This is a genomic window from Halobacillus sp. B23F22_1 (genome assembly GCF_043497005.1).
GTDB lineage: Bacteria > Bacillota > Bacilli > Bacillales > Halobacillaceae > Halobacillus_A.
In genome coordinates this window covers 1-17,637 of sequence record NZ_JBIEKE010000002.1, presented here as the reverse complement: position 1 = coordinate 17,637, position 17,637 = coordinate 1, and the positions used below count along the sequence as shown (strand labels likewise).

Below are 17,637 nucleotides of genomic sequence, written 5' to 3'. Positions count from 1 at the left end.
TAAATTCCCCCTTTCACAACGGTTTTATATTACATTAAGTTTTTACAAGTGTAAAGACACTAAACGGATGAGCATTTATTCTTTTCTTTCTATTAGTTTTTCCTCGTATTTTTTTGCTAAACAAGTTCAAGACCCCTGTTTCTCAATTATTGTCTGTAGAAAAGATAGGCAAAAATATTCGTTTCAACGGTCAGCACGTCGCTTTTGGAATAAGCCCATCAAATATCATAAATGAAAATTCTGTCAATTTGAATAGTTATGACTAGACAGATTTAGCATTCTATGAACATACTAAACGTAGAAAACAAGAGGAGGATGAATCCTATGGAATTTACTGTATATTTAGCTGGTCAAATACATGACAATTGGAGAGATGAAGTAAGGACGAAGGCAAAAGAAAGAGAGCTGCCTGTTACATTTGTTGGCCCCCAAGAAAATCATGAACGATCTGACCAAGTGGGAGAAGATATTTTAGGTGAACAACCAGGTAAAGTATTCACAGATGAGGCTGCATCTGATATTAATAATTTTAGAACTCAACTTCTCCTAGAGAAATCAGACGCAGTAATTGCTCTGTTTGGGGAAAGCTACAAACAATGGAATACAGCTTTAGACGCTGGGTTAGCTTTAAAAGGAAATAAACCATTAATTTTAGTCCGGCCTGAATCGTTAATTCATCCATTAAAGGAATTATCGAACCAGGCGAATGTAACTGTAGAGTCAATAGATCAAGCTTTAGACGTCTTAGCCTATGTATACGAGTAAAAGAAAGAACATCCCTAAATTTGCAGGGATGTTCTTATTATTGGTGCTTATCATGTTCCCACTGGCCTTTTAGAAGTTTAACGACATGAGTAAACATTTCTTCTCTTTTAATAACCCCATTGGTAAAAATACCTATGGCTCCTTCATGCTTACTTACATTAGCACTAGACGCATAAGCATCCATAAGTTCACCTAGTTCTCTTCCTGTTTGTAATCCTTCTTTAATTTCATCAGGCAAGGGAATTCTAGCACCACTTGCTCGATAAATGTTTTCTTTTTGATCGACTAACACTCCCCAATTACAAAGGAACAAGTCGTCATCAATTTCCATAACGCCGCCTTCAAGACCGATCCCCAGTTCACTTTTTTTCATTGTAGCGCACTCACGAGCCCTATTCACAGCTCCTTCTAATGTTTCTTCATCAGAAAAAGGTTGAGCAGCTACTTTTGATTCGACTTCTACACTTGATACATCATCGTTAGAGAATACACGTTTTACAGCTTCTACTTTTGTAGGATTGGTCGATCCAATAAAGATCTTCACTCAACGTCCACCTGCCTCAATCTAATCTCGTTTCACTATCGTAACATAAAGCCTCACAGGCTGGCAGCCGTACGCGGCTTTATTTTTTCATTAACTATTGGCCTTAATATAATCAACGGTATTTTGGTCCGTTGACTTCACGAGTCGTACAATTAATTCTTTAGCTGCTGCATAGTCGTCTACGTGAATAATAGAAGAAGAGGTGTGAATATACCTTGAACATATTCCTACAACTGCAGAAGGAACTCCATCGTTAGCAATATGCACCCTCCCAGCATCAGTTCCTCCTTGAGAAATAAAATACTGATAAGGAATATCATGCGTTTCAGCAGTGTCTAGCACAAAATCTCTCATTCCTCTATGCGTCACCATCGACTTGTCTAATATTCTTAAAAGGGCCCCCTTGCCTAATTGACCAAATTCTTTATCATCACCACTCATATCATTTGCAGGAGAAGCGTCCAGCGCATAAAAAACATCTGGATCAATCATATTAGAAGAGGCCTGAGCTCCGCGCAATCCAACTTCTTCCTGCACAGTAGCTCCTGAGTATAGTTGATTTGGTATTTTTTCGTCTTTTAACTCTTTAAGTAATTCAATAGCCAGCCCACAGCCATAGCGGTTATCCCAGGCTTTAGCTAATATCTTCTTTTGATTTGCCATAGGTGTAAAAGGACACACGGGAATAATTTGCTGCCCTGGTTTAATACCAATCTTCTGAGCATCTTCTTTATCATCAGCACCAATATCAATGAGCATGTTTTTTATTTCCATCGGTTTCTTCCGCTGTTCAGGTGTTAAGTTGTGAGGAGGAATAGATCCAATAACTCCAGTAACTGGCCCCTGCTCAGTTACTACTTGAACACGCTGAGCAAGAAGGACTTGATTCCACCAACCGCCTAATGTTTGAAAGCGAATCATGCCATTCTTAGTAATTTGAGTCACCATAAAACCCACTTCATCCATGTGACCAGCAACCATTACTCGAGGACCTTTCGATTTTCTAACACCAAAAACTCCGCCTAAACCATCTTGAATCGTTTCATCTGAGTACCTGTTCAATTCTTCTCTCATAAACTTTCGTACCAGATGTTCATTACCAGGAGCACCAGGCAATTCAGTAAGCGTTTTAAAAAGATCTTGGGTTACTTGGTTCATTTATGTACATCTCCTTTATTTCCATCTTCTTATAGTTTACCTAAAAATGCCTTTCGTTTCTACATTATCGATTGTAGGTTTTAATTTCCTTTTAATGTGATATCTAGTATACTGAGTGTTAGTATATTGATTAGAGGTGAGTGAACTATGAATTGGAAAAAAGTTGCCATAGCCGCTGGTGTTGGAGCACTTGCAGGTTATGTCGTAAAAGAACAAGTGGCTAACAAACAAGGCGTCACTCCAGAAAAAGCTCTAAAAATTGCCAAAGAAGCATTTAAAAAACAGGGGCCGATTAGTGGTTCTTGGATTTACATGAAGCCTGAGGAATTAAACAAAAATGGTATTAATTACGACGTTTACCGTGGAGGAATATCTAAGAACCAAGACGGGGAAACTTCTCAGTATGAATTCTTTATTGATTCTGAAACAGGTACTATTATTGACGTAACTGAACAAACGGCTTAAAAAGACTACACCCCCGACTTTCTTAAAGTCGGGGGTGTTATTTACTCATAGGAAGATTGGGGACGTGCCAGCGATTCAATAACATTACCCTCTTCATCAAATTTCAATGCTCGATAGTATGCATCGTGATAAAACGTATACCACGCTTTTTTACGGTAACCAAGTTTCATCCACTTTTCTTTTTGGTGCACCGACGTCACTGGAAAGTCGTCATACGCTAAGGCCCATAGTGTATTTTGATGAGCATGAGTTGGCATTAAATCGGCCATGTGAATGAAAGTTTCGTCTCCATCTTCGAAGAAAACGATAGAGTGACCATCACTATGACCGCTCGTATGAATCATTTTTAACCCTTCAACAATTTCAACTTCTTCATTAAACGTATGTACCTGGTGAACAATGGGTTGCCAATTTACTTTCCAATACGTATTCACGGAGCGAATGTTAGGATTTCTCATTTCGTCCCACTCCACCGCACTTGTATAAATATCAGCATTAGGAAAAGCAGGAACCAGCTTGCCCTCCACCCACTTAGTCAGCCCGCAAGCATGATCAAAGTGCAAATGCGTCATACAAATAATATCAATATCTTCCGAGGTCAATGAATGGGTGGCAAGCCCCTCAGTCAGTTTGGACTCTTCCCATACGCCAAAAATTTTCTTTTGCTTCTCTGTTAACTTATCATTACCAATCCCTGAATCTATTAACACATTTAACCCATCTACTTGAAGCAGTATCGGGTCAGTTCTTAACTCAATTTGATTGGCATCGTTGACCGAATATTTCTTACTCCACAAGGCTCTTGGAACTACACCAAACATAGCTCCACCATCTAAATGAGTCACTCCTCCATTCAGCCAAGCTAGCTTCGCCTTACCAATTTCTATCGATTCCACCAATGTCACCTCCATGAACATAGTTTTATTCTATCATAAAAAAGAGGATGTTTGTAAGCGTTATCATTCTTGGAACCTGGCTTTACATCTATAGATCGGCTGGCCTTTTTCAGAGAATTTTTCTTCATACTCTGTTTCGACATTAAGAGGATCGTTTAAGTCATGCAAATCTAATGAAAGCTCTTCAATAATCATCCCATATTTAGAAAAACTAGCAACTGAATATTCAAAAAAACCTCTATTATCCGTTTTTAAAGTAATTTCACCTTCTTGTTTTAATACATCTTTATATTGATCTAAAAAAGCGGGATAGGTTAATCTTCTTTTCTCATGCCGACTCTTAGGCCACGGATCGGAAAAATTCAAATATATATGGTCAACTTCATTCGATTGAAACAAATCTCTTAAGTCTTGAGCATCTTCATTTAGGAGACGTACATTTGCTGCTTCTGAATCAATTACTTTCTTTAACGCTCCTACAATGACACTTTTCACTCGTTCTACTCCAATAAAATTTACTTCAGGGTGTTGTTTACCCATTCCTGCGATAAACTGCCCTTTACCAGAACCAATTTCTAAATGGATCGGCTGTTCTTTATTAAAAGCGGACTGCCATTTCCCTCTATATTGAAAGGGCTCTTGAACGACAATATGGCCATTGTCCCTCATAAAATCATCTGCCCACGGTTTGTTACGTAATCGCATATAACTTTACCTCCTTCTTTTCTTTCCAAATCTTATCACGAAACCCCTCCCTATAAAAGTTTTTATCAAAAATGCAGAAATCAGAGGTATCTAAGGGTATAACCCCTTATATCTTATTAATCAGCAGTTATTTCTTGTGAACCGAAACATTTTCAAATCAGATCGTTAATTAAAAGAAAAACGGGTGTTGGGTTGAAAACGCTTACTGATATATGATTAAGAAAGTGTTATTATATATAACTATTAGAGGAGTGAATGTTACTTTTATGAAATTATTACGCCAAACGACTGAATTGTCTGTTGTAGCCACGTTTTCCGTCCTTTTCGCAGGTTATGCTGTATTTATATACCCTTTTGAAAAGCTTAACGAAAAACTTAGCTCTGAAGTTCGTGAAAAGAAAGTAAAATATGCGACCTTTTCCCAGGGTTAATATAAAAGAGCGATCCTTTTCTTACAAGGATCGCTCTTTTTCTTTATGGTAAAATGTTATTTTGACTCATCATATTGCTTAACTTATTAATTCTTATTTCAGCTTCGTTATATTCTCCACGCATCATGTGCCACTGGATAAAGGAGAGAGACTGGGAAACAGCGTACCATTTCATCCGCTCCATCAAATGGTCACTTTCAACTCCCCCATATTGTTTCATCCAACTATCCCAGTTTTCCTTAGGGATATAGGTAAAGAGCAGCATCCCTAAATCTAATGCTGGATCAGCTACCATTGCATTGTCCCAGTCAATTAAATAAAGTTGATTATCCGATGAAAGCAGCCAATTATTATGATTAGTGTCGCAATGACAAACAACATGTTGATCATGATGGGCACGACTTACATTCTTTTCTAAATATTTTATAGCTTGATGAATTTCCAGGCGTGAATCCACGTGATCAAGGACTTTTTGATTTTCTTTAATATCCCGCAGAATCTCGTCAGGGGTAAGTGGATGCTTCCCCAGCCTCATCAGCATATCTAAAAGTTCTGTCGAGTGATGAATTTTACTCAGCAAAGCAGCTACTCTTGGGTGCTTCATCTCTTCTGTGTTTAATTCTCTTCCTTCTAGCCATTCTTGAGCAGTGATGACATCACCATTCTCTAGTCTTTTTGTCCAAACGAGCTTAGGAACAATTCCCTCCGCAGAAAGAACGGCAAGAAAAGGTGAGGAGTTACGTTTTAAGAATAAACGTTTTCCTTCATTTTGAGCGTAATATGCTTCCCCAGTGGAACCTCCAGCGGGAGTAATTGTCCAGTTTTGCCCTAGTATATGCTCCAACCAATTCACCTTCAATTCCTCAATTCTTCCTGTGATAGCTCACGTATTATTACTACCATTATATCGTATTTTTCAAATACCTGTAGTGCATCTTACACCGTTCAAAATAAACACCTTTTTACAGGTTAACTCAAAAGCAGATAAACTTTCAAGGAAAACTTTTTAGTCAGTTAAAAATACTAAAGTGTTATTTGATTTCTTAACATGACATTCCACACACCAGTATGACTGCCCATCAAGCTGTAGAAGTATTGGCACTGTTGACTTTATCTTTATAGAAGATCCACTCAATTCATGAACTTTTCTTAGTCTAGTATGGACTCCCATAAAGACTGTTAAAAATAAAATTAGTACTTTCCATTTAGCTAAAGGTTCAATGAGTATCACCGAAAATGAGAAAGAGTTTACATCTGCGTTAGGTGCAATTTTCATCCCCTTTCCAAAAAAAGGATGATTAGCAATCGTTGTTAGCAGAAATGACTTGTACTTTACTGTTCTCCCATTTATATCGACCTCTGCTTCTACATGTTTAAATTTTTTCAATGTCTTAAAGAGAGCAACCACATATTGCAGTTGACTTATATGCCACTTTTTCACTTCCTTACGGAAACGTGAGTCATTTGAAAGAAGAGCAATTTCACTATCTAAACCTGTTCCTAAACTGTTCTGAAAATAGTAATCTCTTATCTTTTGATTTTGATGTTTGCATGTAGCCTGGCCAATTTTTATGCGGGAAGCGTTAGGGGTTGTCAAGAGTTTCCTAAATAACTCTACACCTTGTAAACGCAGCCCTAATCCTTTGGCAAAATCATTCCCCGATCCAGAGGGAATGAACCCAACCGGCAGGTCTGGGTAGTTCATTAATCCATTAACTATTTCATGAAGAGTACCATCTCCCCCTATAACTATAACACCGTTAATAGGGATGGGATGAGTTCTAAGCACAGATTGGATTAGGGTTTTCCCATGGCCGGCAAATTCAGTTTGAAAGGAACGACAATTTTTAATAGTAAATAGCTCTTCATTTTGAATTTCTTCAAGTAACCTTTTTGCTTTTCCATTTCCAGCCATTGGGTTAGTTATGACAATATACATAAGTCATTTATCCTATTAAGGGGCATTTTATTATAAGACTATGGTATTGTTTAATTATACTATGAAAGAAAAGGAGGAGTTCAATTGGCCGCTGATTGTCAATTTTGCGGAACGTCTGTCTTGTTATCTAATACAGGCGCATTCATAGTGAATAAACAGAGAGAACAGGCAGCCATTCATCTTCCTGTCCATTACGAAGACCAAGCCCAAATTATTCATAACTATCACTCTAATGCCCAGCTTTTAGCATCCTTACATATAATTTTTCAGAAGAGCACTCCATGTGTATGGATTCATATTCTTAATAAAGTTCACTCCCAGTCTTTTCCGATTTCCAAAAACCACGACATCAGCTGTACAAGCACAGGCAGAGCAAATTGATCGGGGCAAAAAGTGTTTATTACCTTACACTATTTATGTACCTGAATTCTGTTTAAAACATACGTTTAAAATGGTTAAAGAATTTGAGGTTGATCCTAACGATATCATTTTTGAAGTCGTGGAAACTGAAAAAGTATCAGATGTTAATCATTTAAAATCAATATTCAATACGTACAAGTCGTCAGGAATGAAGGTAGCATTAGATGATGGAGGCACGGGATTTAGCACGTTGGAGATGCTTACACACCTTCCGCCCGATTACGTTAAAGTTGATCGATCTTATACTCAAAATTGCCATCTAAATTAGAACATCAAAATTTCTTAAATGATGTAATCCACCGCGACACTAATTCTGGGATTACTGTCTTAGCAGAAGGTATAGAAACAAAAGAAGAAGCTGAATGGCTTCGATCTTCGGGAATCCACTCTGGCCAAGGCTACTACTTCGGGAAAACCGCAACTACCCCGAAAAAGAAAATTACTCTTTAGTGTTATCAGACTCCCATTCTGGCCTTTTCACAGCTACAGTTCTTGTATGATTCAATAATTTTTCACTCAATAACAGCTGTTCATATTTTAGCGGGGTGGACAGTTTTCTTTTTTCTGTTAACCATTGCTCAAAATTGTGCTTGTCTATGTACGAAGTTAAATAGGGTGCCTCCAAAGCTGAAATAGTAACTTCAGGTGCTAATATAGTGAGTTTGAAATTAATGTTGAGTTTGTACTTTTGAGCGATACTTCTTAGAAATGTCTCCGTGCGCTTTAAGCCGATTAATGGACTGGACACGGTTTTCTTTTCTCCATTCTTTTCTACATACCATTGATATGGTGTATGAGGAGTAATTATATCTGCATTTACATCAAGGTATGTAATCACTTCTACTTGATGAGGACCTATAACAATAATCTCTGCTTCCATAGGAGCTTTTTTAAATTTTACAATAGGCTTATACATAATCAAATAGTGATCAGGAATGCGCTGCAATAACATTTTTAATTGAGAGTTATGTTGAAGATTAGCATCAACAAATGATTTTTCTAAGAGAGTGGTGCTTGCCCACTTTAATTGAAAGGGATACAGACCATCTAGAAAATACTTTTTTAAAGTCTCTATATCCTCGGGGACCCACTCCTCCTCTACTATTTTATTCACATCTTCTTGGTATTCTTTTTTACGCTTAAAGAAATTTTTCCACTTAGAAGGAGACTCTTTTTCATATTCCGTATCTTCGTCCTCTTTCTCTGTACTCCTTAAATATCCACTTTCCCACTTTTTTTTCAGTTTTATCCAATTTTCTTGCTTAAGACGAATATATTTCGTAGGATAATGGTATATATCACTTTCGTATCTTGATATATAATCATAAATCTTTATAAGTTGCGCCACGTTGATCCTCCTTTAAATTATATGTAGCCACAATCTCATATTTAGCTTTGCTTTTAGGATGTATTTTATAGATGTGTAAACGATCGATGAGCAGTTCCAGCTGCTCATTAAAATAGTTCCCCCCTTTATATATTGGTGATTCTCCGCCCTGCCATTTTTTCGCCAATGTTATATGTGGCAGATAGTCTCTTTTTTCCTTAGGGAAACCTAGCAACTCTCCTACTTCTTCAATTAGTTCTTTTATTTCAAGTAACAAATTATTCCTTTCAACGTTTACATAGAATACTCTTGGATGCTTCTTATCCCCGAAAGTTCCTGCAGGCCCCGCTTTTAAAGAAAAAGAAGGAAGGGCTTTAACTTTTGTTAAGTGGGCTGCCCATTCGTCGATTTGTCTCTCTGTGCAGTCTCCTAAAAATTTCAAGGTAATGTGAAGGTCGTGGGGATTAGTCCAAACTTTATAACTCATTGAATGACGTAGTTCTTGCTGCCAGTTGGCACACTTCTCTTTTACAGAATTCTCAATCGGAATCCCTATAAAATAATGTGAACTCATGACACCAGCTCCTTTATTTCAGGATTTGTCCACCTTTGAACGAAGAGGACAAGTACAATACCTATCATAGACATAAAAGAAAAGAAACCATACATGCCATTTACATTCCATACATCGATTAAAAAGCCACCCATAAAAGTGAAAAATGCATTTCCTATTCCATTTCCCACTGCAGAATACAAACCTACAGCTGTCGCTCGTACTTCCTTAGGAACCAGTTCTCTTACTAAAATAAGAGCGGCTGGTATATATAAACCTACAGATAAACCTTGAGCAATAGTAGTAAAATAGACAACCGTAGTTGAAGGATCAAAATAATACAATAACCACCTTCCCGCTGAAACGGCACTTCCTGTAATGACAACAGTGATAACTCCTAACCGATCAATAATTAATTGTGAAATTTTCATAAATGGTGCTTCACTTCCAGCTGCAAGTAAAAAAGCAAGTCCAACTCCAGCCAGTGTCCCTCCCACGGTTAAGATGAAAGTCCCAAAATAATAGTTATTCGCCAGGATTGGACCAAATACTAGAAAATTCGAGACGAGGAAGAGTAAAAAAGGTTTTTGCTGAAGCAAAGTTATGAGCCCAGAACGAAAGGAAACAGAAACATCATCTGCTTGTTTAGGAAACTGAAATAAGGTAATGAGTGAGAAGAGTAATCCAATAGAGAAGAAATAAAAGATCCAGCTGAGAGAACCTGTTTCTTCCGTTACTCTTCCTACTATAAATACAGCAATCGCAAATCCTACTGCTCCCCATAATCGAATGTTTCCATATTGTTTATGGTAGGATTGAGAAAAACTTAAACTCAAGCTGTCCGATAAAGGGACAATACCAGCTTGAAAGATAGCAATAATTGCAATACCTGCTAACAATACAGGAAACAACTGTAATACAGGGTAGAAAACACCCAGTAAAGATGCTAAAGCAGCAGCCACCATCAATAAGATACGAGGCTTTCGTGTATAATCACTTAACATTCCCCATAAAGGCTGAATAAAAATTGTAATGATTGGTAGCGCAGCAATAACAATTCCAATCTGTGTATGGCTAAGACCTTTTTCTTCTTCAAGAAATACCGAAAGAAGCGGAAAGAGAGCGCCAAACCCGAAAAAAGAAAAGAAATAAAAAGCTTGAATGGATCGATATGTTTTCTCTACTCTCATAAATGTTACCTCTTTATTCTTTTATTTACTTAATTGATAAATTGCTTCTGCATAAATAGCAATAGCTTTAACCATATCTACTACCCTAATGTGTTCATTAGGTTGATGGGCCGTATCTGGGCTATCTTTAAATAGCGCACCATATGCGACTCCCGACTGTAAAGCTCTGGCATAAGTAGCTCCACCGATAGCTTTTGGGGTGGCCGTATCATTGACTGTCTGATTATAAATTTTCAGCAACGTTTGTACGTAAGGATGATCTTTTTCAATGTGAAGCGCTTTGAGGTGGTCATATATGTTTAAAGCTCCTCGGCCTTTTACAGCAAATCGCTCTAAAGAAGCGAGAATCTTTTCGTAACTTATCGAATCTGGATAACGAATATTAAGACCAACTTGACACTCTGCCCCCATACTCCATTTCACGCTTCCTGTATTACATGTTAAAGCTCCTGAAACTGCATCTTTAAACTTACATTCAATGCCTTGCCCATCGGTAGGAGCTAAGGAATGAACTAAATATTTTACTATCGTTTGATGAGGAGTTTCCAATTGTAAGCTACTTAAAAAGCTAAGTAATTGTAATGCTGCATTTACACCTGCTTCAGGCGTGCTTCCGTGCGCAGTTTGACCGAACATCGTAATTACATACATATTGTCTTTCTTCTCAAGTGATCCTTCTAAAAGTTGATGATCTAAATAACTTTGGAAATACGGTTCTATACTTTTGTTATAAAGTACTGTCGCCGTGGCTTGTTCGGGAACCATATTTAATCTGTCGCCACTAAAGAAAGATAATAAAGCATTGCCTTCAACTTCCGGAACAGCCAAGGTCACGTAAGCATCAATTAATCCCTTCTCAGCATGAATCACAGGAAAGCAAGCGTCTGGAGTAAAGCCAAATTCCGGCATCTCCTCTTTAGTAAAATAGTAATGAATTCCTTGCCAATCTCTTTCTTCATCTGTCCCCATAATTAATCGCACCCTCTTTTTCGGTACAAAACCTTTTTCTTTTAATAGCTTCATTGCCATATAAGCAGCAATAACAGGACCTTTATCGTCTTGTGCACCCCGAGCGTAGATATTCCCTTGCTCAAGGACTGGCTGGAAAGGATCATTCTTCCACCCTTCTCCTGCAGGAACGACGTCCAAATGACCTAATATACCAATTAATTTCTCTCCTTGTCCAAATTCGATATGACCTGCATAACCATCCACATTTTTTGAAACAAACCCGTCATCTGCTGCCATCCTGAGCATATAATTAAGGGCGTCATCAATCGATTTTCCATAATGGTACTGATCACTTTTTTTATAAACACTTTGAATTTGAAGAAGTGGAAATAACTTATTTATAAACTGGTCCTGATAAGATTCGGCAATTTTAGAAAAGTCCATAAGCTATTACTCCTTTTTATTTATTTTTTTATACGTTTCATAATCACAAACGACATACAACTCAGCATCTTTTGGAATCTCTTCTGTTAAGCGCCGGTTAATCGTTAAATCATTACGATTTGCAATTAAGGTTGCTCCTTCTTTTAATAAGTCATGAAAAGCATCTCCATAGGTCTTCCAACTATTTTGAACAGAAATATGAAATAAATCGTCACCGACTGAACGACTGAGCAATTGACTAAATATGCCTGATACGCCTTTTCTAAAAGCTGAACGAACGGCGAGAGATGAAATGGTTTCATTAGATATAATAAATTCGTCCACTTTGGCATGTTGAAAATTTTTGATGTGTCTCTCTTCCATTACTTCAACCACAGTATGCACTTCAGGTGCTATCGTTTCAATTGTAGAAGCGATAAGCAGTGTTTTTCCATCTGTCATTTGATCATTCCCTAAAGCATCATCAGCAAAAATAAGAACAGCCTTCGCATCTGTAAGGTTAGCCTTTAATAAAGTGGATTCTTCTGATGCATTGCCTCTTATGTAATGAATATTCTCAGTTAGTAGCGGGGCTTCCTTAAGCTCATCTATAATAACGATATCTACATCTTTATTTGTATCAGTAATTTCATTTACTGCAAATCGAGCTTTTTGTGACCACCCAATAATAATAAAGTGCTGCCGATCCTTATACACAATATCACCTTCCACTCTCTTTTTTCGAAAAACTGTAAGCCCATCAATGATTTTTCCAATAGCTACTCCAATTAGGCCAATTCCAAAGATATATAAAAAAATCGCGATGATTCTTCCTGCTGCAGTTACAGGATAGTAGTCACCATACCCCACGGTTGTTACTGTAGTCATTACCCACCAAAAACCATCAAATAAGGTGGGGAAAGTATCATTTTCCAAAATAACGATAAGTATGGAAGATATAAAAACAAGTGCTGCACTGGATATAAATAAAACATAATTGTTAATCTTAACCATTCTTAAAAAAAGCCTTCTTAAAATAAACAATTTAATATCTCCTTATTAATATGTAAATTTCGTGAATTATCTGTTAAATCCGATCATGGATGTAGCCCTTTTTCTCATGGTAGTGTAAAATAAAAAATGATTAAACGATTCACTGGCACCACAAATTCCTCTAATGATAATAAGGAGTGGTTTTTTGAATCATCCATCATCCCGTATGTTAAACCGAATTAAAGCCGTTTACATGTTTATTCACACGAATGGACCTGTAACTACAGCCCAACTGGCTGATGAATTTGGACTTACGGACAGGACGATGCAAAGAGACTTAGGCATTTTGGAATACAACGGACTCGTATGCAGTCCGATTCGTGGAAAGTGGACAACAACTGAGAAAAAAGTAAAAATTTCATAGTATGTAAAGGAACACCCAGAGAATCTGGGTGTTTTTTAATGATCAAGATTTGTTAGTTCTTTTAAATAACCAATTTCCTCATCTCTTAATTCCCGGTATTCACCAAGTTCCAGTTGTTCATCCAAAAGTAAGTCTCCCATGCTTATCCTTTTTAAATAGGTGACTTTTTTTCCAACAGCCTCAAACATTCGTTTAACTTGATGAAACTTGCCTTCCGTAATCGTCAGGAGAATTTCTGAATAATCGCCAGTTTCTATTATTTCTAAATCAGAAGATTTCGTCACATAGCCATCATCCAGTGTTAAACCTTCTCTAAAGGCCACAATATCCTCTCCAGTGACTTTACCTTCAATTTCTGCAAAATACGTCTTACCGACATCCTTCTTGGGAGAGGTCAACCGATGAGCAAGCTGCCCATCATTTGTAATTAACAGTAAACCCTCTGTATCCTTGTCTAATCGACCTACAGGAAAAGGTTCAAACAGAGCATCCTCTGGCTGCAATATATCGATTACAGTTAAGTCATTCGCGTCTTCTGTAGCGGAAACCACATCTCCCGGTTTATTAAGCATTAAATAAATAAACTCTCGATACTCTACAACCTTTCCATTAACGCTTACATCTTGCTTTTGAGGGTCCACATGAGTTTTAGGACTTTTCTCAACTTGGTTATTGATACGGACATGGCCAGACTTCAGCAACTGCTTGACTTCCTTACGTGTTCCGTACCCCATATTTGCTAAAAGCTTATCAATTCTCATAAATAACCATTCCACCTATCTTCGCTTTAAAAATTTATCCAATACTCGAACACGACCGCCTAAAATACGTTCTAACAATGTTGTCTGATAGGCCATCCACAAGTATAGTAATCCCCCTAGACCTGCACTTATCATCAAAATAAATAACGAAGCAAGACGATCATCTAATGGGTTCCAAACTAGACCAAAACCAAATTTTACGATCCATACGGTAAAAGTCATAATTGCCGTTAAAATAAGAATAAGTAAGGTACGCTTAAAGACAGGTTTATAAGAAAATCGTATTCCTCTATTTATTCTCCATAAGTTTAGTGATAATGCTACTAATACAGCCAGGCCAGTAGAAATAATCGATCCTTTTGCTCCAAATGATATGATAAACAACGAGTTCGTGACTAATTTTATAAATAATCCTGCCCCCAAGCTGACTAAAGCAAAATTTTGCCTATTAATCCCCTGCAGAATCGCGGCAGAAACAGTATACGTAGCAAACAGCAAACCGACAGGGGCGTACCATCTTAGAAGACTCCCGTAGTAGTCCACATTCTCTACTCCATAAAAGGAACCGTAAGCTTCATAAGCCAGTACAGCTAAACCTGTAACCGCTGGAATAATGAGCAGAGCTACAATTTGTAAAGCTTGGTTAATTTGATGATTGAGCTGATTCATATTATTTTTTGTAAATGACTTGGTTATCGCAGGCAGCAGGGCAAGTGATAGCCCGATTCCTAAAGTCACTGGAATAATAACAAGTTTGTGACTAAGAACGTGAATCGCTGATAAGGATGCCCCGGAAATGCTGCCTAATCCTGCTGTAGCCATCGCTTTATTAAATGTAAATTGGTCGATTAACTGATAAAGCGGGGTGGCAATTCCCACAAGCACAAATGGGCCTGCATAACTAATCAATTCCTTGAACATTGATTTTTTTGATAGATCATAGGAATACTCCTGATTTTCCAACTGACGGTCTAGATAAGGTTTTCGCTTTTTCCAAAAAACAATTAATACGAGAAGTGAAGCAATGCCGCCAATAAAAGCAGCAAAGGTAGAATAACCAATCGCTGTTGGAATTGATCCTTCGAATACGTACAACACTAAGTAAACAGAAACCAGCAGAAAGATAATTCGGACAATCTGCTCAATAACCTGTGATATCCCCGTAGGAGCCATTGACTCATTTCCCTGAAAGAAACCTCGAATAATACTCATACTTGGAATGATTAAGAGTGCAAAAGCTACCATCCTGATAACCATTGCGGTGTCTTCTAAGGAAGCATTCGTATCTTCATTTGATAAACTAAATTGAGCAATAGGTTCAGCACTTAAAAATAAAATTAAAAATGTAATGATTCCTGTAATGCCCATTAACTGCATGCCGGCCTTAAACATATCTCTTCCGGTTTGATAATCTTCTAGAGAGTTATACTTAGAAACAAATTTTGAAACTGCCATAGGAACACCAAGTGTAGATAAACTTAACAAAATGTTGTATGGTGTATAGGCGTAGAAATAGAGTTCCATTCCTTCGGGACCTACCATCTGTTCAAAAGGAACAGTATAGATCATCCCTAAAAATTTGGACAGAAAGGTAGCGCCTGTTAAAATCATCGTGCCTTTTAATATTTTCGACATATTTTTATCTTCACCTTCAATTATTTTAGAGTCAACTTTGTCTATTTTATCATAAAACTTCAGAAAACAATGAATTAGAAGAAATAAAGAAAGGAAGAATCATCATGGCTTATCAAGTAATTGTGATCGGAGGAGGACCCTCAGGATTAATGGCAGCGATTGCTGCAGCTGAACAGGGGGTCAAAACCTTACTCCTTGATAAAGGGAAAAAATTAGGGACAAAGCTTGCTATATCAGGGGGAGGCCGTTGTAACGTTACTAATCGACTGCCAGAAGAGGAAGTAATAAAACACATACCAGGCAATGGACGTTTCTTATACAGTCCTTTTTCGATTTTTAACAACTACGACATAATAGATTTCTTTGAGACCTTAGGAGTTTCTTTAAAAGAAGAAGACCATGGAAGAATGTTTCCAGTAAGCAACAAAGCAAAAGATGTCGTTAATGCTCTTCTTAACAGATTAGACGAATTAAATGTGGAAGTACGTACTAGCACCCCTGTTAAAGCTATCCACTATGATGAATCTCAACATGAAGTCATACTCACTTCAGGCGAAAAATTAAAGACTCAGTCGCTGGTACTTGCTGTAGGAGGAAAAGCAGTCCCTCATACTGGTTCAACAGGAGATGGATATGCCTGGGCAAAAAAAGCAGGTCATACCATCACTGAATTATTCCCAACAGAGGTTCCTCTGTTATCGAATGATTCTTTTATTAAAAAGAAAACGTTACAAGGGCTTTCTTTGAGAGATGTGGCTGTTTCTGTCTTAAATAATAAAAATAAAAAGATAATCTCGCACAAAATGGACATGCTTTTTACTCATTTCGGTGTATCTGGTCCTGCTATTTTAAGGTGTTCTCAATATGTAGTTAAAGAATTTATGAAGGGTCACAAACTGGTTACTCTTGAAATTGATTGCTTGCCTGAGGAAACAGAAGAAACTCTAGTTAATGATTTACAATTACAAATGAAGAATAATGCTAAGAAATCATTTAGAAACCTTGTTAAAGGTCAGCTTCCCGAAAGGTTGTTAGATTACCTCCTGGAAGTTTTAGAGATCTCTCAATATGAGAAAGCTGCAAATATTTCTAACACTCAATTGCATATGTTTGTAAAACAACTTAAACATTTTGTAGTCCATATTCACGGATCTCAACCTATTGAGAAAGCATTTGTTACAGGGGGAGGCGTATCCATTAAAGAAGTAGTGCCAAACACAATGCAATCTAAACTTATGAATCGTTTGTATTTCTGCGGAGAGATCCTCGACATTCACGGCTATACAGGAGGCTATAACATTACTGCTGCAATGGTAACGGGAAGAGTAGCTGGAATGCATGCAGCCTATGAAGCCATGACTTAATATAAATAAAGAATCAAAAAGTCGAGAAGCTTTATATACTTCTCGACTTTCTTTTAAGATATTCATTTTTACTACCTAAAACTTCATTTATTAAATACTGCATCTCTTCTCTATCTTTATTTGTAACCATAGGATCTTTCTCGTCCCAATCTAATGTATATATTATATAAAATCGTCTGATTCGCTTGAAATAGATGACTGAATTAGGGAATTTGCTATAGTATCCTCTCACCATTTTCCTTCTTGAGTAACTCCATCGAATTAACCTAATAAAAAAACCCTCCCCGAACGTACATTCTCTCCGAGAAGTATAAAGCTTAACGTTTATATATATCAATAATAAAACTAATAGTCTTCTATAAAAAAGCAAAATAAAATCCTTAGAAGATTTGGATCTTCTAAGGATTTTTTACGTTAACGTGGCAGCGTCCTACTCTCACGGGGGTAAACCCGACTACCATCGGCGCTGAAGAGCTTAACTGCTGTGTTCGGCATGGGAACAGGTGTGACCTCTTCGCTTTCGCCACCACATCGATTGAGGTGAACCCTCAAAACTGGATAAGACGTTTTCGACATCCGATCATCAAATCTTTTCACAAAGGCATGTAGTTAAGTCATCGATTGATTAGTATCCGTCAGCTGCACGTGTCGCCACGCTTCCACCTCGGACCTATTGACCTCATCGTCTCTGAG

Annotated in this window: 20 protein-coding genes, 2 rRNA genes and 1 pseudogene; 7 read left to right on the top strand and 16 right to left on the bottom strand. The window is 37.4% G+C overall.

The window, feature by feature from the left end:
* Positions 1-324: 324 nt before the first annotated feature.
* On the top strand, positions 325-765 hold the full coding sequence (locus ACGTNH_RS07825; RefSeq protein ID WP_394586184.1) for a YtoQ family protein: 441 nt from the start codon (positions 325-327) through the stop codon (positions 763-765).
* A 37-nt stretch (positions 766-802) separates the two neighbouring features.
* Here the strand turns inward: ACGTNH_RS07825 and ACGTNH_RS07820 are convergent, their stop codons facing one another.
* Together ACGTNH_RS07820 and ACGTNH_RS07815 are read right to left on the bottom strand one after the other, a co-directional pair.
* Positions 803-1,309: a DUF84 family protein gene (locus ACGTNH_RS07820; protein WP_394586183.1), complete on the bottom strand. Its 507-nt coding sequence runs from the start codon at positions 1,307-1,309 to the stop codon at positions 803-805.
* Between the two features lie 90 nt (positions 1,310-1,399).
* The gene (locus ACGTNH_RS07815; protein WP_394586182.1) at positions 1,400-2,467 is read right to left on the bottom strand and encodes a M42 family metallopeptidase; all 1,068 of its coding nucleotides are present in this window, start codon (positions 2,465-2,467) and stop codon (positions 1,400-1,402) included.
* A 147-nt stretch (positions 2,468-2,614) separates the two neighbouring features.
* Here ACGTNH_RS07815 and ACGTNH_RS07810 point away from each other — a divergent pair, with 147 nt between their 5' ends.
* Complete coding sequence (locus ACGTNH_RS07810) at positions 2,615-2,932, top strand: PepSY domain-containing protein (RefSeq protein ID WP_188375430.1); 318 nt, start codon at positions 2,615-2,617, stop codon at positions 2,930-2,932.
* Between the two features lie 41 nt (positions 2,933-2,973).
* On the opposite strand, the gene ACGTNH_RS07805 is transcribed toward ACGTNH_RS07810, so the two are convergent.
* Positions 2,974-3,828, bottom strand: coding sequence for a YtnP family quorum-quenching lactonase (locus ACGTNH_RS07805; RefSeq protein WP_394586181.1), 855 nt, complete (start codon positions 3,826-3,828; stop codon positions 2,974-2,976).
* Positions 3,829-3,891: 63 nt separating this feature from the next.
* Entirely contained in the window at positions 3,892-4,533 is a 642-nt protein-coding gene (gene trmB, locus ACGTNH_RS07800; RefSeq protein ID WP_394586180.1) for a tRNA (guanosine(46)-N7)-methyltransferase TrmB, read from the bottom strand.
* 266 nt (positions 4,534-4,799) lie between these two features.
* Between trmB and ACGTNH_RS07795 the strand changes: the two genes are divergently transcribed.
* Positions 4,800-4,964: a hypothetical protein gene (locus ACGTNH_RS07795; protein ID WP_394586179.1), complete on the top strand. Its 165-nt coding sequence runs from the start codon at positions 4,800-4,802 to the stop codon at positions 4,962-4,964.
* Positions 4,965-5,007: 43 nt separating this feature from the next.
* Here ACGTNH_RS07795 and ACGTNH_RS07790 read toward each other — a convergent pair whose 3' ends face one another.
* Positions 5,008-5,823, bottom strand: coding sequence for a phosphotransferase (locus ACGTNH_RS07790; protein WP_394586178.1), 816 nt, complete (start codon positions 5,821-5,823; stop codon positions 5,008-5,010).
* Positions 5,824-5,970: 147 nt separating this feature from the next.
* Positions 5,971-6,903 (bottom strand): diacylglycerol/lipid kinase family protein, encoded by a 933-nt coding sequence (locus ACGTNH_RS07785; RefSeq protein ID WP_394586177.1) that lies wholly within the window; start codon positions 6,901-6,903, stop codon positions 5,971-5,973.
* A gap of 84 nt (positions 6,904-6,987) precedes the next feature.
* Between ACGTNH_RS07785 and ACGTNH_RS07780 the strand changes: the two genes are divergently transcribed.
* A complete protein-coding gene (locus ACGTNH_RS07780) occupies positions 6,988-7,284 on the top strand; it encodes a hypothetical protein (RefSeq protein WP_394586176.1) in 297 nt (98 codons plus the stop codon).
* Between the two features lie 70 nt (positions 7,285-7,354).
* Positions 7,355-7,773 (top strand): annotated as a pseudogene (locus tag ACGTNH_RS07775) (EAL domain-containing protein).
* Here the strand turns inward: ACGTNH_RS07775 and ACGTNH_RS07770 are convergent.
* From ACGTNH_RS07770 to ACGTNH_RS07750, 5 genes are read right to left on the bottom strand one after another with little or no spacing between them, the layout of a single operon-like run.
* Positions 7,763-8,671 carry an NERD domain-containing protein gene (locus tag ACGTNH_RS07770; protein ID WP_394586175.1) on the bottom strand — a complete coding sequence of 303 codons (909 nt, stop codon included), beginning with the start codon at positions 8,669-8,671 and terminating at the stop codon, positions 7,763-7,765. The pseudogene ACGTNH_RS07775 and the gene ACGTNH_RS07770 overlap by 11 nt on opposite strands.
* Positions 8,646-9,224: an RNA 2',3'-cyclic phosphodiesterase gene (thpR, locus tag ACGTNH_RS07765; protein WP_394586174.1), complete on the bottom strand. Its 579-nt coding sequence runs from the start codon at positions 9,222-9,224 to the stop codon at positions 8,646-8,648. Before thpR ends, ACGTNH_RS07770 begins: the two co-directional genes overlap by 26 nt.
* Positions 9,221-10,393 (bottom strand): MFS transporter, encoded by a 1,173-nt coding sequence (locus tag ACGTNH_RS07760; protein ID WP_394586173.1) that lies wholly within the window; start codon positions 10,391-10,393, stop codon positions 9,221-9,223. The genes thpR and ACGTNH_RS07760 overlap by 4 nt, the downstream gene beginning before the upstream one ends.
* Positions 10,394-10,414: 21 nt before the next feature.
* Entirely contained in the window at positions 10,415-11,788 is a 1,374-nt protein-coding gene (pepV, locus tag ACGTNH_RS07755; protein WP_394586172.1) for a dipeptidase PepV, read from the bottom strand.
* 6 nt (positions 11,789-11,794) lie between these two features.
* A complete protein-coding gene (locus tag ACGTNH_RS07750) occupies positions 11,795-12,781 on the bottom strand; it encodes a potassium channel family protein (protein ID WP_394586171.1) in 987 nt (328 codons plus the stop codon).
* A 163-nt stretch (positions 12,782-12,944) separates the two neighbouring features.
* Here ACGTNH_RS07750 and ACGTNH_RS07745 point away from each other — a divergent pair, with 163 nt between their 5' ends.
* Positions 12,945-13,184 carry an HTH domain-containing protein gene (locus tag ACGTNH_RS07745; protein ID WP_394586170.1) on the top strand — a complete coding sequence of 80 codons (240 nt, stop codon included), beginning with the start codon at positions 12,945-12,947 and terminating at the stop codon, positions 13,182-13,184.
* Positions 13,185-13,219: 35 nt separating this feature from the next.
* Here the strand turns inward: ACGTNH_RS07745 and ACGTNH_RS07740 are convergent, their stop codons facing one another.
* Both ACGTNH_RS07740 and ACGTNH_RS07735 read right to left on the bottom strand, forming a co-directional pair.
* Positions 13,220-13,945, bottom strand: a complete 726-nt coding sequence (locus ACGTNH_RS07740) for a pseudouridine synthase (RefSeq protein ID WP_394586169.1) — start codon at positions 13,943-13,945, stop codon at positions 13,220-13,222.
* A 15-nt stretch (positions 13,946-13,960) separates the two neighbouring features.
* The gene (locus tag ACGTNH_RS07735) at positions 13,961-15,580 is read right to left on the bottom strand and encodes a putative polysaccharide biosynthesis protein (protein ID WP_394586168.1); all 1,620 of its coding nucleotides are present in this window, start codon (positions 15,578-15,580) and stop codon (positions 13,961-13,963) included.
* Positions 15,581-15,684: 104 nt separating this feature from the next.
* On the opposite strand from ACGTNH_RS07735, the gene ACGTNH_RS07730 reads away from it, so the two are divergent.
* Entirely contained in the window at positions 15,685-16,944 is a 1,260-nt protein-coding gene (locus tag ACGTNH_RS07730) for a BaiN/RdsA family NAD(P)/FAD-dependent oxidoreductase (protein ID WP_394586167.1), read from the top strand.
* 31 nt (positions 16,945-16,975) lie between these two features.
* Here the strand turns inward: ACGTNH_RS07730 and ACGTNH_RS21160 are convergent, their stop codons facing one another.
* The 3 genes from ACGTNH_RS21160 to ACGTNH_RS07720 all read right to left on the bottom strand — a co-directional run.
* Complete coding sequence (locus tag ACGTNH_RS21160; RefSeq protein WP_507161313.1) at positions 16,976-17,281, bottom strand: protein YuzH; 306 nt, start codon at positions 17,279-17,281, stop codon at positions 16,976-16,978.
* 80 nt (positions 17,282-17,361) lie between these two features.
* A 5S ribosomal RNA gene (gene rrf, locus ACGTNH_RS07725) occupies positions 17,362-17,475 on the bottom strand.
* 74 nt (positions 17,476-17,549) lie between these two features.
* A 23S ribosomal RNA gene (locus tag ACGTNH_RS07720) occupies positions 17,550-17,637 on the bottom strand; the annotation flags it as partial.

What these genes read in the sequence shown, in the direction of transcription:
- ACGTNH_RS07825 (WP_394586184.1), top strand. Translation starts at nt 325, where the DNA reads ATGGAATTTACTGTATATTTAGCTGGTCAAATACATGACAATTGGAGA.
- ACGTNH_RS07750 (WP_394586171.1), bottom strand. Translation starts at nt 12,781, where the DNA reads ATGGTTAAGATTAACAATTATGTTTTATTTATATCCAGTGCAGCACTT.
- thpR (WP_394586174.1), bottom strand. Translation starts at nt 9,224, where the DNA reads ATGAGTTCACATTATTTTATAGGGATTCCGATTGAGAATTCTGTAAAA.
- trmB (WP_394586180.1), bottom strand. Translation starts at nt 4,533, where the DNA reads ATGCGATTACGTAACAAACCGTGGGCAGATGATTTTATGAGGGACAAT.
- ACGTNH_RS07735 (WP_394586168.1), bottom strand. Translation starts at nt 15,580, where the DNA reads ATGTCGAAAATATTAAAAGGCACGATGATTTTAACAGGCGCTACCTTT.
- ACGTNH_RS07760 (WP_394586173.1), bottom strand. Translation starts at nt 10,393, where the DNA reads ATGAGAGTAGAGAAAACATATCGATCCATTCAAGCTTTTTATTTCTTT.
- ACGTNH_RS07740 (WP_394586169.1), bottom strand. Translation starts at nt 13,945, where the DNA reads ATGAGAATTGATAAGCTTTTAGCAAATATGGGGTACGGAACACGTAAG.
- ACGTNH_RS07730 (WP_394586167.1), top strand. Translation starts at nt 15,685, where the DNA reads ATGGCTTATCAAGTAATTGTGATCGGAGGAGGACCCTCAGGATTAATG.
- ACGTNH_RS07745 (WP_394586170.1), top strand. Translation starts at nt 12,945, where the DNA reads ATGATAATAAGGAGTGGTTTTTTGAATCATCCATCATCCCGTATGTTA.
- ACGTNH_RS07785 (WP_394586177.1), bottom strand. Translation starts at nt 6,903, where the DNA reads ATGTATATTGTCATAACTAACCCAATGGCTGGAAATGGAAAAGCAAAA.
- ACGTNH_RS07810 (WP_188375430.1), top strand. Translation starts at nt 2,615, where the DNA reads ATGAATTGGAAAAAAGTTGCCATAGCCGCTGGTGTTGGAGCACTTGCA.
- ACGTNH_RS07815 (WP_394586182.1), bottom strand. Translation starts at nt 2,467, where the DNA reads ATGAACCAAGTAACCCAAGATCTTTTTAAAACGCTTACTGAATTGCCT.
- ACGTNH_RS07795 (WP_394586179.1), top strand. Translation starts at nt 4,800, where the DNA reads ATGAAATTATTACGCCAAACGACTGAATTGTCTGTTGTAGCCACGTTT.
- pepV (WP_394586172.1), bottom strand. Translation starts at nt 11,788, where the DNA reads ATGGACTTTTCTAAAATTGCCGAATCTTATCAGGACCAGTTTATAAAT.